Source organism: Micromonospora inositola (genome assembly GCF_900090285.1).
Taxonomy (GTDB): Bacteria; Actinomycetota; Actinomycetes; order Mycobacteriales; family Micromonosporaceae; genus Micromonospora; species Micromonospora inositola.
In genome coordinates, this window is record NZ_LT607754.1 from 2,632,552 (window position 1) to 2,647,160 (window position 14,609).

Consider the following 14,609-nt stretch of genomic DNA (forward strand, 5'->3'; position numbering starts at 1 on the left):
CGGCTGACTGTGCCGATAGTGACGGAAGTGAGCGAGCGTGCCTGAGTACGACGAGACCGCCGAGACCACGGACGAGCAGTCCACGGTGGCGACGGCGGCCAACGATGAGTCGGTCGAGGCCGCCAGCGAGCCGGAATTCCCGACCACCGAGCCCGCGCCGGACGAGGAGTACGACCCGGTCGCCGAGCTGCGCCAGAAGCTGCGCTACGCGCCCGGCGACTGGTACGTGGTGCACTCCTACGCCGGCTACGAGAACAAGGTCAAGACCAACCTCGAGACCCGGATCACCTCCCTCGACATGGAGGACTTCATCTACCAGGTCGAGGTGCCGACCCGGGAAGAGGTCGAGGTCAAGAACGGCAAGCGGTCCCAGGTCCAGGCGAAGGTCTTCCCGGGCTACATCCTGGTCCGGATGGAGCTGACCGCCGAGTCCTACTCCTGCGTCCGGAACACCCCGGGGGTCACCGGCTTCGTGGGGGCGACGGACCGGGCCGACCGGCCGGCGCCGCTGAGCCTCGACGAGGTGCTGAAGTGGCTGGCTCCGGCGGTCGAGGCCGTGGAGAAGAAGGCCAAGCCCGAGGTCAGGGTCCTCGACTTCGAGGTCGGCGACTCGGTCACCGTCACCGACGGCGCCTTCGCCTCGCTGCCGGCCACGATCAGTGAGATCAACGCCGACCAGCAGAAGCTCAAGGTGCTGGTGTCGATCTTCGGCCGGGAGACGCCGGTCGAGCTGAACTTCAACCAGGTCGCCAAGATCTGACGTACGGTCGCGGCGGCGGTGGGCTTTCGGCCCGCCGCCGGTGCGTCGTTTCGCCCGCCCGCCGGACCTCGGCGGCGGGGGCGGCGGAAGTCTGCGCTACCCTAGAACGTCGGCTGTCGCACCGCGCTGACCGTGCGCGCCCGCTGCCGGCATCTTTCCCAGTTCCAAGCCCCAGGAAGAGACATGCCTCCGAAGAAGAAGCTCGTCAAGACGTTCACGCTTCAGCTGCCGGCGGGCCAGGCCACGCCGGCGCCGCCGGTCGGCCCCGCGCTCGGCCAGCACGGCGTGAACATCATGGAGTTCTGCAAGTCCTACAACGCGCAGACCGAGTCCCAGCGGGGCGACATCGTCCCCGCCGAGATCAGCGTGTACGAGGACCGGACCTTCACCTTCGTCCTGAAGACCCCGCCCGCCGCCCGGCTGCTGATCAAGGCCGCCGGTGTGCAGAAGGGCTCGGGCGTCCCGCACACGGAGAAGGTCGGTTCCGTGACCCGCGCCCAGCTGCGCGAGATCGCCGAGAAGAAGATGGCCGACCTCAACGCCAACGACATCGACCAGGCTGAGAAGATCATCGCCGGCACCGCCCGGTCGATGGGTCTGACCGTCTCCGACTGACGTCGGACACCACTCACCCGATCAGTTCGTGGGAGGGCGCGCGGTCACCGCGGCCCGCCATAGACCACAGGAGTAACCAGAAATGCAGCGCAGCAAGAGCTACCGCAAGGCCGCCGAGGTCATCGACCGGTCGAAGCTCTACACCCCCGCCGAGGCCGTCAAGCTGGCCAAGGAGACCACCAACGTCAAGTTCGACGCCACGGTCGAGGTCGCCATGCGCCTCGGCGTCGACCCCCGCAAGGCGGACCAGATGGTCCGCGGCACGGTCAACCTGCCGCACGGCACCGGTAAGACCGCCCGCGTGATCGTCTTCGCCGCCGGCGCGAAGGCCGAAGAGGCCGCCGCGGCGGGCGCGGACGAGGTGGGCGCCGACGAGCTGGTCGCCCGGATCCAGGGCGGTTGGCTGGACTTCGACGCGGCGATCGCCACGCCTGACCAGATGGCCAAGATCGGCCGGATCGCGCGGATCCTGGGCCCGCGCGGCCTGATGCCGAACCCGAAGACGGGCACGGTGACCATGGACGTCACCAAGGCCGTCGCGGACATCAAGGGCGGTAAGATCACCTTCCGGGTGGACAAGCACTCGAACCTGCACCTGATCCTCGGTAAGGCCTCGTTCTCCGAGTCGCAGCTGATCGACAACTACGCTGCCGTCCTCGACGAGGTGCTGCGGGCCAAGCCGTCCTCGGCCAAGGGCAAGTACCTCAAGAAGGTCGTCCTGACCACCACCATGGGTCCGGGCGTCCCGGTCGACCCGAACGTGGTGAAGAACCTGCAGGAGACCTCGACCGAGGGCTGAGCACGCCTGGAGTGAGGGGCCCCGCCACGACTCGTGGCGGGGCCCCCGTCGTCTGTCCGCTGTGGCAGGCTCGCGGCATGCGGCTGGAGAACGTCTGGTTGCGGTACCACCGACGCGGCCCGTGGGTGCTGCGGGAGACGGTGATGGCGACCGCCCGGGCGCTGACCGGCTCGTTGGCCGCGCCGACGGTGCTGCTGCTGTCGCTCTGGGCCGCGGCGTGGGCCGCGGTGGCGCTCGCCGGCTACGCCTGGCGGCGCCGCTCCCGGGCCTGAGCGGGTGACCGGGCGCACTCCGGGGGCGATTTGGCGGTACGCGGACCCGTCGCGTAACCTGATGCGGTAGTTCCACCCAGAGACCGCTGGTCACCGTGCCCCGGCACGGTCGAAGGTCCCGCGATGACGGGCGACCCGCGCAGGGCGGCAAGCGAAAATCGGTTCTTCCCGTGGTCCGCCGACCATGGTGATCAGGCCGGCCCTCGCCCCGCGCGCCCTGCGCCGGGGCTTTTCTCGTTGTCGTGATGCCTCCGGCGCCGTCGCAGAGCTTCGCTCGTCGACGGCGACCAGCCTCGAGCAACGAGAGAGGAGGGACATGGCGGACAAGCCGATCCGGGCCGACAAGGCCACGGCCGTCGCTGAGCTCACCGACAGCTTCCGCAACGCGGGGGCCGCGGTGCTCACCGAGTACCGTGGTCTGACGGTTTCCCAGCTCACCCAGCTGCGGCGCTCACTCGGCAAGGAGACCACCTACACGGTCGCGAAGAACACGCTGGCCAAGCGTGCGGCGACCGAGGCGGGCATCTCCGGCCTCGATGAGCTGTTCACCGGTCCTACCGCGCTGACTTTCGTTTCGGGCGACGTCGTCGAGGCGGCGAAGGGGCTTCGCGACTTTGCGAAGGCCAACCCGAAGCTCGTCATCAAGGGCGGTGTCTTCGAGGGCAAGGCCATTTCCGCGGCCGAGGTCACGAAGCTCGCCGACCTGGAGTCCCGCGAGGTGCTGCTGGCCAAGCTGGCCGGCGCGATGAAGGGCAACCTGAGCAAGGCCGCAGCCCTGTTCCAGGCGCCGCTCTCCAAGACCGCCCGTCTGGCGGCCGCCCTGCAGGACAAGCGCGAGAAGGAGAGCGCCGAGGCGGCCTGAGGCCTCCCGGCGCACCCACGTTCTTAGTTTTCACTTTTAGAAAGGACGCCAGACATGGCGAAGCTCAGCACCGACGAGCTGCTCGACGCGTTCAAGGAGATGACGCTGATCGAGCTCTCCGAGTTCGTGAAGCAGTTCGAGGAGACCTTCGAGGTTACCGCCGCGGCCCCGGTCGCGATGGGCGTTGCCGCCCCGGGTGCCGCCCCGGCCGAGGCCGAGCCGGAGAAGGACGAGTTCGACGTCATCCTCGACGCCGACGGTGGCAAGAAGATCCAGGTCATCAAGGTCGTGCGTGAGCTGACCGGCCTGGGCCTCAAGGAGGCCAAGGACCTGGTCGAGGCTGCTCCGAAGGCCGTCCTGGAGAAGGCCAACAAGGAGACCGCCGAGAAGGCCAAGGCCAAGCTCGAGGGCGAGGGCGCCAAGGTCACCCTCAAGTGACCTTGGGTACGACCTGACGCGCGTCCGGCTCACGTGAGCCGCGGCACACCGCGTCGCGGCGGGCGGTGATCCGGGAACGGATCACCGCCCGCTGGTCGTTGGTGGTTCCGGTGGCAGCGGCGTCAGCAGGCCGTCCGGCGTCCGGCGTGCCGCCGCGCAGCGGGTCCTGTCGGTAGTCCGTCGGTGGGAAAGACACCCCGACCGGTAACCGGCCCTTGACGCGAGACCGGGCTGACAGGCACGCTGACACCAGCAAGACCTTCCGCGCTTGCAACGGCCACCTCTTGGGTAATGGCAGCGGCAGCACCATCGGCCGCACCACCCGAGCGGACCGGCAGGAACGTCGCGTTCGGAGCGCCCGGTGAGACCCGTTTTCCAGGGGTCCCGAGGCAAGTTCCGCGACGACCTGCGGGGTGGGCTGGACAGCGGTTAGCCTCTCGGCTACACTGCTAGTTTGCGCTGCCTTCCGACTTGACCCCTGCTCGGAAATGTCCGTTTACGGATAATTCTGGTGGGGTCATTGGAGTGCACGCGTACCAGCCGTTCTGCAGCACCGGTCCTCGGAAGGACGCATCTTGGCAGCTTCCCGCCCTGCGAAGACCAGTCGTACGTCGAGCGCTTTCGCTCCCCGCCGAGTTTCTTTCGGCAGGATCACCGAACACCTCGAGGTCCCCAACCTCCTCGCCATCCAGAACGAGTCCTTCGACTGGCTCGTCGGCAACGAGGCTTGGCAGGGCCGGTCGGCGGACGACCCGCACGCACGCTCGGGTCTCGCGGAGATCCTCGAAGAGATCAGTCCCATTGAGGACTTCTCCGGCACCATGTCGCTCTCCTTCTCGGCTCCGCGCTTCGACGAGGTCAAGGCCTCGATCGAGGAGTGCAAGGAGAAGGATCTGACCTACTGCGCTCCGCTGTTCGTGACCGCGGAGTTCACCAACAACACCACTGGCGAGATCAAGAGCCAGACGGTGTTCATGGGTGACTTCCCGATGATGACGCCGAAGGGCACCTTCGTCATCAACGGCACCGAGCGCGTCGTGGTCAGCCAGCTCGTCCGGTCCCCGGGCGTGTACTTCGACAAGCAGCCGGACAAGACCTCCGACCGCGACCTCTCCAGCGTCAAGGTCATCCCGAGCCGGGGTGCCTGGCTGGAGTTCGACATCGACAAGCGCGACACGGTCGGCGTCCGCATCGACCGCAAGCGCCGGCAGGCCGTCACCGTCCTGCTCAAGGCCATCGGGTGGTCCGCGGAGCAGATCCGTGAGAAGTTCGGCTGGTCCGAGCTGATGATGACCACGCTCGAGAAGGACCACATCGCCGGCCAGGACGAGGCGCTGCTCGACATCTACCGGAAGCTCCGCCCTGGCGAGCCGCCGACCCGCGAGAACGCCCAGACCCTGCTCGACAACCTCTTCTTCAACCCGAAGCGGTACGACGTCGCCAAGGTCGGGCGCTACAAGTTCAACAAGAAGCTCGAGCTGGACGTGCCGATCACCACCGGCACGCTCACCGAGGACGACATCGTCGCCACCGTGGAGTACCTCTGCCGGCTGCACGCCGGTGAGGACGGCTACGAGGCCGACGACATCGACCACTTCGGCAACCGTCGCCTGCGTACCGTGGGCGAGCTGATCCAGAACCAGGTCCGGGTCGGTCTTTCCCGGATGGAGCGGGTCGTCCGCGAGCGGATGACCACCCAGGACGTCGAGGCGATCACGCCGCAGACCCTGATCAACATCCGCCCGGTGGTGGCGGCGATCAAGGAGTTCTTCGGCACGTCGCAGCTGTCCCAGTTCATGGACCAGACCAACCCGCTGGCGGGCCTGACCCACCGGCGCCGGCTGAGCGCGCTCGGCCCGGGTGGTCTGTCCCGGGAGCGGGCCGGCTTCGAGGTCCGTGACGTGCACCCGTCCCACTACGGCCGGATGTGCCCGATCGAGACGCCGGAAGGCCCGAACATCGGCCTGATCGGCGCCCTGTCCACCTTCGCCCGGGTCAACCCGTTCGGCTTCATCGAGACGCCGTACCGGAAGGTCGTCGAGGGTCGGGTCACCGACCAGATCGACTACCTGACCGCGGACGAGGAGGACCGGTTCGTCAAGGCCCAGGCCAACGCGCCGCTGAAGGCCGACGGCACGTTCGCCGAGGACCGGGTCCTCTGCCGCCGTAAGGGCGGCGAGACCGAGGACGTGGTTCCCGGCGCCGTCGACTACATGGACGTCTCGCCGCGGCAGATGACCTCGGTCGCGACCGCGATGATCCCGTTCCTCGAGCACGACGACGCCAACCGCGCCCTGATGGGCGCGAACATGCAGCGTCAGGCGGTGCCGCTGGTCAAGGCCGAGGCTCCGCTGGTCGGCACCGGCATGGAGTACCGCGCGGCCGTCGACGCCGGCGACGTGGTCGTCGCCGAGGTCGGCGGTGTGATCGAGGACCTCTGCGCCGACTACATCACCATCCACCAGGACGACGGCCACCGCCGGACGTACCTGCTGCACAAGTTCCGCCGCTCCAACGCCGGCTCCTGCGTCAACCAGAAGCCGGTCGTCTTCGAGGGCGACCGCGTCGAGGCCGGCCAGGTCATCGCCGACGGTCCGTGCACCGACGAGGGCGAGATGGCGCTCGGGCGCAACCTGCTCGTGGCGTTCATGTGCTGGGAGGGCCACAACTACGAGGACGCGATCATCCTGTCGCAGCGCCTCGTGCAGCAGGACGTGCTCACCTCGATCCACATCGAGGAGCACGAGGTCGACGCCCGGGACACCAAGCTCGGCCCGGAGGAGATCACCCGCGACATCCCGAACGTCAGCGAGGAGATGCTCGCCGACCTCGACGAGCGCGGGATCATCCGGATCGGCGCCGAGGTCGTTCCCGGCGACATCCTGGTCGGCAAGGTCACGCCGAAGGGCGAGACCGAGCTGACCCCGGAGGAGCGACTGCTCCGCGCGATCTTCGGTGAGAAGGCGCGCGAGGTCCGGGACACCTCGCTGAAGGTGCCGCACGGCGAGACCGGCACGGTCATCGGCGTGCGTACCTTCTCCCGCGAGGACGGCGACGAGCTGCCGCCGGGCGTCAACGAGCTGGTCCGGGTCTACGTCGCCCAGAAGCGCAAGATCCAGGACGGTGACAAGCTCGCCGGCCGGCACGGCAACAAGGGCGTCATCTCCAAGATCCTGCCGGTCGAGGACATGCCGTTCCTCGAGGACGGCACCCCGGTCGACATCGTGCTCAACCCGCTGGGTGTGCCCTCCCGGATGAACATCGGCCAGGTCCTGGAGACCCACCTCGGCTGGGTCGCCAAGACCGGTTGGAGCGTGGACGGCGACGACGCGGCGTGGAAGAAGCAGCTGCGCTCGATCGACGCCCACGAGTCCGAGGGGGACACGAACGTGGCCACCCCGGTCTTCGACGGTGCTCGGGAGGAGGAGATCTCCGGTCTGCTCGCGTCGACCCTGCCCAACCGGGACGGCAAGCAGCTGATCGGCTCTTCCGGCAAGGCGCAGCTGTTCGACGGTCGTTCCGGCGAGCCGCTGCCGGACCCGATCGCGGTCGGCTACATCTACATCCTGAAGCTCAACCACCTGGTCGACGACAAGATCCACGCCCGGTCGACCGGCCCGTACTCGATGATCACGCAGCAGCCGCTGGGTGGTAAGGCGCAGTTCGGTGGTCAGCGCTTCGGTGAGATGGAGTGCTGGGCGATGCAGGCGTACGGTGCCGCCTACGCCCTGCAGGAGCTGCTGACGATCAAGTCCGACGACGTCCTGGGCCGGGTCAAGGTCTACGAGGCGATCGTCAAGGGCGAGAACATCCCCGAGCCGGGCATCCCGGAGTCGTTCAAGGTGCTGCTCAAGGAGCTGCAGTCGCTGTGCCTCAACGTCGAGGTGCTCTCCAGCGACGGTGTGGCCCTGGAGATGCGCGAGACCGACGACGAGGTGTTCCGGGCCGCGGAGGAGCTGGGCATCGACCTGTCCCGGCGCGAGCCGAGCTCGGTCGAAGAGGTCTGAGGTGAGTGGTCGGGAGCCGGCTCGCCGGCTCCCGACCCCACCCACTAGCTAAGCAGTACAGACGACGACATAGGGGACATAGTGCTCGACGTCAACTTCTTCGACGAGCTGCGCATCGGCCTTGCCACCGCCGACGACATCCGTCAGTGGTCGCACGGTGAGGTCAAGAAGCCCGAGACGATCAACTACCGCACGCTCAAGCCGGAAAAGGACGGGCTCTTCTGCGAGAAGATCTTCGGTCCGCAGCGGGACTGGGAGTGCTACTGCGGTAAGTACAAGCGGGTCCGCTTCAAGGGCATCATCTGCGAGCGCTGCGGCGTCGAGGTGACCCGTTCCAAGGTCCGTCGTGAGCGGATGGGGCACATCGAGCTGGCCGCTCCGGTGACCCACATCTGGTACTTCAAGGGCGTGCCGAGCCGGCTGGGCTACCTGCTGGACCTCGCCCCCAAGGACCTCGAGAAGATCATCTACTTCGCCTCGTACGTCGTGACGAGCGTGGACGCCGAGTCGCGTCACCGTGACCTCTCGACCATCGAGAACGAGATCCTGGCCGAGAAGCGGCAGGCCGAGAACAGCCGCGACTCGGAGATCGAGAAGCGGGCCGCCAAGCTCGAGGCCGACCTGGCCGAGCTGGAGGCCGAGGGTGCCAAGGCGGACGTCCGGCGCAAGGTCAAGGAGGGCGGAGAGCGCGAGATGCGCCAGATCCGCGACCGGGCCCAGCGCGAGATCGACCGCCTCGACGAGGTCCTCGACACCTTCCGCAAGCTGGAGCCGAAGCAGCTGGTCACCGACGAGCTGCTCTACCGCGAGCTGCGCGACCGCTTCGGCGAGTACTTCACCGGCGGCATGGGCGCCGAGGCCATCAAGGCCCTGGTCCAGAACATGGACCTGGACGCCGAGGCCGAGAGCCTGCGCGAGACCATCCGCTCCGGCAAGGGGCAGCGGAAGATCCGGGCGCTCAAGCGGCTGAAGGTCGTCGCGGCGTTCCTGAACACCCGCAACTCGCCGCTCGGCATGGTGCTGGACTGCGTCCCGGTCATCCCGCCGGACCTGCGTCCGATGGTGCAGCTGGACGGTGGCCGTTTCGCGACCTCCGACCTGAACGACCTGTACCGCCGGGTGATCAACCGGAACAACCGCCTCAAGCGACTGATCGACCTCGGCGCGCCCGAGATCATCGTCAACAACGAGAAGCGGATGCTCCAGGAGGCCGTCGACGCGCTGTTCGACAACGGCCGTCGCGGCCGGCCGGTCACCGGTCCGGGTAACCGCCCGCTGAAGTCGCTCTCCGACATGCTCAAGGGCAAGCAGGGCCGGTTCCGCCAGAACCTGCTCGGCAAGCGCGTCGACTACTCCGGCCGTTCGGTCATCGTGGTCGGCCCGAAGCTGAAGCTGCACCAGTGCGGCCTGCCCAAGCAGATGGCGCTGGAGCTGTTCAAGCCGTTCGTGATGAAGCGGCTGGTCGACCTCAACCACGCGCAGAACATCAAGTCCGCCAAGCGGATGGTCGAGCGGCAGCGGCCGGTCGTGTGGGACGTGCTGGAAGAGGTCATCGGCGAGCACCCGGTGCTGCTGAACCGCGCGCCGACCCTGCACCGGCTGGGCATCCAGGCCTTCGAGCCGCAGCTGGTCGAGGGCAAGGCCATCCAGATCCACCCGCTGGTCTGCACCGCGTTCAACGCCGACTTCGACGGTGACCAGATGGCGGTCCACGTGCCGCTGTCCGCCGAGGCTCAGGCCGAGGCGCGGATCCTGATGCTGTCGTCGAACAACATCCTCAAGCCGGCCGACGGCAAGCCAGTCACCATGCCCACCCAGGACATGGTCATCGGCCTGTACCACCTCACCCACCTCACCCCCGGTGAGAAGGGCGAGGGCCGGGCGTTCAGTTCGGACGCCGAGGCCCGGATGGCGTTCGACAACGGCGAGCTGCACCTGCAGACTCCGGTCAAGATCCGGCTGCGCGGCGTCATCGGGGTCGACAACGGCGCCGGCGCCGAGCCGTGGACCGCGCCCGAGGGCTGGGTCGAGGGTGAGCCGCTGACCGTGGAGACCACCCTCGGTCGGGTGCTGTTCAACGAGACGCTGCCGCAGGGCTACCGCTTCGTGAACTACGAGATCCGCAAGGGTCAGCTCTCCGCGATCGTCAACGACCTCGCCGAGCGCTTCCCGAAGGTGGCCCTCGCGGCCACCCTCGACGGGCTCAAGGAGGCCGGTTTCCACTGGGCCACCTGGTCCGGCGTGACGATCGGCATGGAGGACGTCATCGCTCCGCCGCGCAAGCGGGAGATCCTGGAGAAGTACGAGAAGGAAGCCGACCGGATCGACAAGCAGTACCAGCGTGGTCTGATGACCGCCGAGGAGCGTCGCGGCGAGCTCATCGAGATCTGGACCAAGGCGACCAACGAGGTCGCCAAGGAGATGGACACCGCGCTGCCGCAGGAGAACCCGCTGTGGAAGATGATCAACTCGGGTGCCCGCGGTAACCTGCTCCAGCTCCGGCAGATCGCGGCGATCCGTGGTCTGGTGGCCAACCCCAAGGGTGAGATCATCCCGCGGCCCATCAAGGCCTCGTACCGGGAGGGTCTGTCCGTGCTGGAGTACTTCATCTCCACGCACGGTGCCCGTAAGGGTCTCGCGGACACCGCCCTGCGTACCGCCGACTCGGGTTACCTGACCCGTCGTCTGGTGGACGTCTCGCAGGACGTCATCATCCGCGAGGAGGACTGCGGCACCGACCGGGCCATCCCGATGCAGATCGGCGAGCGGCTCGACGACAAGCTGGTCGTCCACACCCACGCCGAGACCAGCGTGCACGCCCGGACCCTGGCCGACGACATCAAGGGGCCGGACGGCACCGTCGTCGCCGAGCGGGGTCAGGACCTCAACTCGATCCTGGTCGACCGGATCGTCGCGGCCGGGGTGGAGACGGTGCGGGTGCGCAGCGTGCTCACCTGCGAGTCGAAGCTGGGCGTCTGCGCGGCCTGCTACGGCCGTTCCCTGCCGACCGGCAAGTCGGTCGACATCGGTGAGGCGGTCGGCATCATCGCCGCCCAGTCCATCGGTGAGCCGGGTACCCAGCTGACGATGCGTACCTTCCACACCGGTGGTGTCGCGGGTGAGGACATCACCCAGGGTCTGCCGCGTGTCCAGGAGATCTTCGAGGCCCGGGTCCCGAAGGGTAAGGCGCCCATCGCCGACACCCCGGGCCGGATCCGGATCGAGGACGGCGAGCGGTCCCGGAAGATCATCGTGGTGCCGGACGACGGCAGCGAGGAGATCGTCTACGACAAGATCTCCAAGCGGGTCAAGCTGCGGACCCACGACGGCGGTCACGTCGAGGTCGGCGAGAAGCTCACCGAGGGCACCATCGACCCGCACGAGCTGCTCCGGATCCTCGGCCCGCGGTCGGTCCAGGTCCACCTGACCCAGGAGGTCCAGGAGGTCTACCGCTCGCAGGGTGTGCTCATCCACGACAAGCACATCGAGATCATCATCCGCCAGATGCTCAAGCGGGTGACGGTCATCGACTCCGGCTCGACCGAGTTCCTGCCGGGTGTGCTGGTCGACCGGGCGCTCTTCGAGTCGGAGAACCGCCGGCTCGTCGGCGAGGGCGGCGAGCCCGCCGCCGGTCGCCCGGTGCTGATGGGTATCACCAAGGCCTCGCTGGCCACCGACTCCTGGCTCTCGGCGGCCTCCTTCCAGGAGACCACCCGGGTGCTGACCGACGCGGCGATCAACTCGCGCAGCGACTCGCTCGTCGGCCTCAAGGAGAACGTGATCATCGGTAAGCTCATCCCGGCCGGTACGGGCATCAGCAAGTACCGCAACGTCCGGGTCGAGCCGACCGAGGAGGCGAAGGCCAAGGTCTACTCGATGACCGGCTACCCGGAGACCGACTACGGCTTCGGGCCGGCCAGCGGCCAGGCGGTGCCGCTGGACGACTTCGACTTCGGGTCGTACCGCTAAGCAGTAGAAGACGACGAGGCCCCCGGCACCCGCCGGGGGCCTCGTCGCGTCCCTGGAGCCTGCGGAACGCGGGGCGCGTGGGGGAGCCGGCGGGCGATCCGGACTGTCGGCCGCGCCGACGAGGCATGATGAGGGCATGACGACCGCACCCGGGCCGGCCCCCGTCACCCAGCACGGGCCGCGTCATCCGCTCGATCCTGAGCCGACCCGGTCGACGAAGGCCCGCGCGGTCTTCGCCCTGGGCCTGATCGGGGCGTTGACCGGGCTCTTCGTCGGCGGGGTGGTGCCGTCGACGATCGCCCTCCAGCTCGCCCGGCAGGCCCGTCGGGAGGCGTACGCCTCGGGTGGCTTCCTGACCGGCGGGGACCGGCTGCGGCGCGGGGAGTGGCTGGCCTGGACCGGTCTGGTGCTGACGGCCGTCGCGGTGGTGGCGGCGGTGGTGATCGGGGTGGTCCGGCTCGCCGAGGCCCCCTTCGGGCACGACTACGCCCCGAACGTCGACTGACCGGGGGGAGGCGTCCGCGCCCGGGCCCGCCGGTGGGAGCGGCGACGGTAGCCTGGCCGGTGTCCGCCGCGCCGTGGTGGGCCAGGCGTGTCGACAGGAGGACCTCGTGACGGAACCGGCCGCACCGTCGGACGGCGAGCCGATCCGGTCCGGTCAGGACCCGGCCCGGTCCGCGCCGCTCGACTCCGCTCCGGACTCGGGTCCGACCAGCCCGTGGGCCGCGCCGGGCGCCGCGGTCGACGAGGGGCCGAGTGCGCCGCCGGAGGTCGCCCCCGTCGGGTACGCGCCGCCGCCCGTCACCCCGCCGTCCGCCCCGCCCGGGTCGTATCCGCCCGTGGACCCGTCGACCCCGGGCACCGCGGGCCGACCGCCGGCTCCGCCTGGTGTTCCGCCCCACTACGTCGGGTACCCCCAGCCGACCCGCCCCGGGGGGTACTCCGCAGCGCCGGCCGCCCCTGGCGGATGGGCGACGCCGGGGGCGTACCCGAACAACGCGCCGCCGCCCGGCGTCGGCTGGGGGCCGATGCCGCCGGCGGTGGGTCCCCGGCCCGGGCCGGTGCCGCCGCCCCCGCGCGAGCCGGCCCGCCCACCGAAGCGGGTCGACCCGCTCCCCGGCACGCCCTTCGGCGTGGTCCACCTGGACGTGCCGCCGGTGACCTCGGGGCTGGCCGTGGGGTCGCTGGTGACCGGGATCGCCGCCATCCTGGTCTCGCTCCTGGTGCTCTGCTTCGGGATCGCCGGTCCGGACTACGGCGGCGCCTGGGCCGCCGGGGCGTTCACCGTGCTCGGCGCGTTGGCCGGGACGGCGGCGATCGTCGCCGGTCTGCTGGCGCGGCGGCAGATCCGGCGGGCGGCGCCCCCGCCCGCGGTCCGCTTCACCGGCAACGGGCTTGCCGTCGCCGGCCTGAGCTGCGGCGGGGTGGGGTTGCTGCTCAGCCTGCTCGGGCTCGGCCTGGCGCTGGTCGTCCAAGTGATGTGACCGGACTCACCATCCGGCCGGGTCGTCCGTGACCTTGCCGTACGGGCGGACCTGGGCGTTTCGGCATCCGGGCGGAACCGGGGCCGCCGGGCCGGTCCGTGGGTAAGCCGGTACACTTGTCACCGTAGGTGCCCATCGCGGGTGGGCAGGTATGACGGGTTCGGCGGGCGGGCTGCGGCACAGTCCTCCCGGACCGCTCCGTTTTGACCTGCGCGGCTGTGGTAGGTACTCTTTCCCCTTGTGCCCGGGCCAGCCCGGGCAATGCGTGCGTGTGCTGGAACCGGTCCACCGGTGATCGCGCGGGGCACGATCAAAGCCAAAAGATCCGGTGCTCGGTGATCCGCGTGCCGGTGACACCCGGTACGACGCGCAAGCGCCGCGACCGGGACCGCGATCCGGGCGACACGCCCGACCGCGGGTGCTGGGGCCTCCGTCAGGTGGCCCTGGTTGGAAGGTAGGAGAGCCGACCATCAGGCGGCTACGAGCAGACGGTGCGGCCGCGACAGCGGCCGAAGGGAGCGGAGAAACCCGGTGCCCACGATCCAGCAGTTGGTCCGAAAGGGCCGCCAGGCCAAGACGACCAAGACCAAGACCCCGGCGCTGAAGGGCAGTCCTCAGCGGCGCGGTGTGTGCACCCGCGTGTACACCACCACCCCCAAGAAGCCGAACTCGGCGCTCCGCAAGGTCGCTCGTGTCAAGCTCAGCAGCCAGATCGAGGTGACCGCCTACATCCCGGGCGTGGGTCACAACCTGCAGGAGCACTCGATCGTGCTCGTCCGCGGTGGCCGGGTGAAGGACCTCCCCGGCGTGCGTTACAAGATCGTCCGCGGTTCGCTGGACACCCAGGGTGTCCGCAACCGCAAGCAGGCGCGCAGCCGTTACGGCGCGAAGAAGGAGAAGAGCTGACATGCCGCGTAAGGGACCCGCTCCGCGGAAGCCGCTGGTCGCTGACCCGGTGTACAACTCGCCGTTGGTCACCCAGTTGGTGAACAAGATCCTGATGCGCGGCAAGCGTCAGCTCGCCGAGCGCATCGTGTACGCCGCCCTGGAGGGCTGCCGCGAGAAGTCCGGCACCGACCCGGTCGTCACGCTCAAGCGCGCGATGGACAACGTCAAGCCGACCCTCGAGGTCCGCAGCCGCCGTGTCGGTGGCGCGACCTACCAGGTGCCGGTCGAGGTCCGTCCGGTCCGGGCGACCACCCTCGGGCTGCGCTGGCTGGTGACGTACTCCAAGGCGCGTCGTGAGAAGACCATGGTCGAGCGGCTGATGAACGAGCTGCTGGACGCGAGCAACGGTCTGGGCGCCGCCGTCAAGCGGCGTGAGGACACGCACAAGATGGCCGAGTCGAACAAGGCCTTCGCGCACTACCGCTGGTAACACCCTGGTTCCGGCGTCGGACCGG

12 protein-coding genes are annotated in these 14,609 nt (G+C 69.0%); all 12 read left to right on the plus strand.

Annotated features, from left to right (window positions below; all coding sequences use genetic code 11):
* Positions 1–37 precede the first annotated feature (37 nt).
* The 12 genes from nusG to rpsG all read left to right on the plus strand — a co-directional run bounded on the left by nusG (position 38) and on the right by rpsG (position 14,584).
* Complete coding sequence (nusG, locus tag GA0070613_RS12660) at positions 38–760, plus strand: transcription termination/antitermination protein NusG (RefSeq protein WP_089012486.1); 723 nt, start codon at positions 38–40, stop codon at positions 758–760.
* A gap of 183 nt (positions 761–943) precedes the next feature.
* Positions 944–1,375, plus strand: coding sequence for a 50S ribosomal protein L11 (gene rplK, locus GA0070613_RS12665; RefSeq protein ID WP_089012487.1), 432 nt, complete (start codon positions 944–946; stop codon positions 1,373–1,375).
* An 82-nt stretch (positions 1,376–1,457) separates the two neighbouring features.
* Positions 1,458–2,174, plus strand: a complete 717-nt coding sequence (rplA, locus tag GA0070613_RS12670; protein WP_089012488.1) for a 50S ribosomal protein L1 — start codon at positions 1,458–1,460, stop codon at positions 2,172–2,174.
* Positions 2,175–2,251: 77 nt separating this feature from the next.
* Positions 2,252–2,446: a hypothetical protein gene (locus tag GA0070613_RS12675; RefSeq protein WP_089012489.1), complete on the plus strand. Its 195-nt coding sequence runs from the start codon at positions 2,252–2,254 to the stop codon at positions 2,444–2,446.
* Between the two features lie 316 nt (positions 2,447–2,762).
* Entirely contained in the window at positions 2,763–3,308 is a 546-nt protein-coding gene (gene rplJ, locus GA0070613_RS12680; RefSeq protein WP_089012490.1) for a 50S ribosomal protein L10, read from the plus strand.
* 54 nt (positions 3,309–3,362) lie between these two features.
* Positions 3,363–3,746, plus strand: a complete 384-nt coding sequence (gene rplL / locus GA0070613_RS12685; RefSeq protein ID WP_089012491.1) for a 50S ribosomal protein L7/L12 — start codon at positions 3,363–3,365, stop codon at positions 3,744–3,746.
* 575 nt (positions 3,747–4,321) lie between these two features.
* Positions 4,322–7,753, plus strand: coding sequence for a DNA-directed RNA polymerase subunit beta (rpoB, locus tag GA0070613_RS12690; protein WP_089012492.1), 3,432 nt, complete (start codon positions 4,322–4,324; stop codon positions 7,751–7,753).
* An 81-nt stretch (positions 7,754–7,834) separates the two neighbouring features.
* Entirely contained in the window at positions 7,835–11,722 is a 3,888-nt protein-coding gene (locus GA0070613_RS12695; RefSeq protein ID WP_089012493.1) for a DNA-directed RNA polymerase subunit beta', read from the plus strand.
* A gap of 136 nt (positions 11,723–11,858) precedes the next feature.
* Positions 11,859–12,227, plus strand: a complete 369-nt coding sequence (locus GA0070613_RS12700) for a hypothetical protein (protein ID WP_089012494.1) — start codon at positions 11,859–11,861, stop codon at positions 12,225–12,227.
* Between the two features lie 523 nt (positions 12,228–12,750).
* Positions 12,751–13,206 carry a hypothetical protein gene (locus GA0070613_RS12705; RefSeq protein ID WP_231929824.1) on the plus strand — a complete coding sequence of 152 codons (456 nt, stop codon included), beginning with the start codon at positions 12,751–12,753 and terminating at the stop codon, positions 13,204–13,206.
* Positions 13,207–13,737: 531 nt separating this feature from the next.
* Entirely contained in the window at positions 13,738–14,112 is a 375-nt protein-coding gene (rpsL, locus tag GA0070613_RS12710) for a 30S ribosomal protein S12 (RefSeq protein WP_007465318.1), read from the plus strand.
* A 1-nt stretch (position 14,113) separates the two neighbouring features.
* Positions 14,114–14,584, plus strand: a complete 471-nt coding sequence (gene rpsG, locus GA0070613_RS12715) for a 30S ribosomal protein S7 (protein WP_089012495.1) — start codon at positions 14,114–14,116, stop codon at positions 14,582–14,584.
* The last annotated feature ends 25 nt before the right edge of the window (positions 14,585–14,609 follow it).

Bases quoted from the DNA above. Each gene is read 5' to 3' on its own strand.
- rplK (WP_089012487.1), top strand. From the start codon at position 944: ATGCCTCCGAAGAAGAAGCTCGTCAAGACGTTCACGCTTCAGCTGCCG.
- rplA (WP_089012488.1), top strand. From the start codon at position 1,458: ATGCAGCGCAGCAAGAGCTACCGCAAGGCCGCCGAGGTCATCGACCGG.
- GA0070613_RS12675 (WP_089012489.1), top strand. From the start codon at position 2,252: ATGCGGCTGGAGAACGTCTGGTTGCGGTACCACCGACGCGGCCCGTGG.
- rplJ (WP_089012490.1), top strand. From the start codon at position 2,763: ATGGCGGACAAGCCGATCCGGGCCGACAAGGCCACGGCCGTCGCTGAG.
- rplL (WP_089012491.1), top strand. From the start codon at position 3,363: ATGGCGAAGCTCAGCACCGACGAGCTGCTCGACGCGTTCAAGGAGATG.
- GA0070613_RS12700 (WP_089012494.1), top strand. From the start codon at position 11,859: ATGACGACCGCACCCGGGCCGGCCCCCGTCACCCAGCACGGGCCGCGT.
- GA0070613_RS12705 (WP_231929824.1), top strand. From the start codon at position 12,751: ATGCCGCCGGCGGTGGGTCCCCGGCCCGGGCCGGTGCCGCCGCCCCCG.
- rpsG (WP_089012495.1), top strand. From the start codon at position 14,114: ATGCCGCGTAAGGGACCCGCTCCGCGGAAGCCGCTGGTCGCTGACCCG.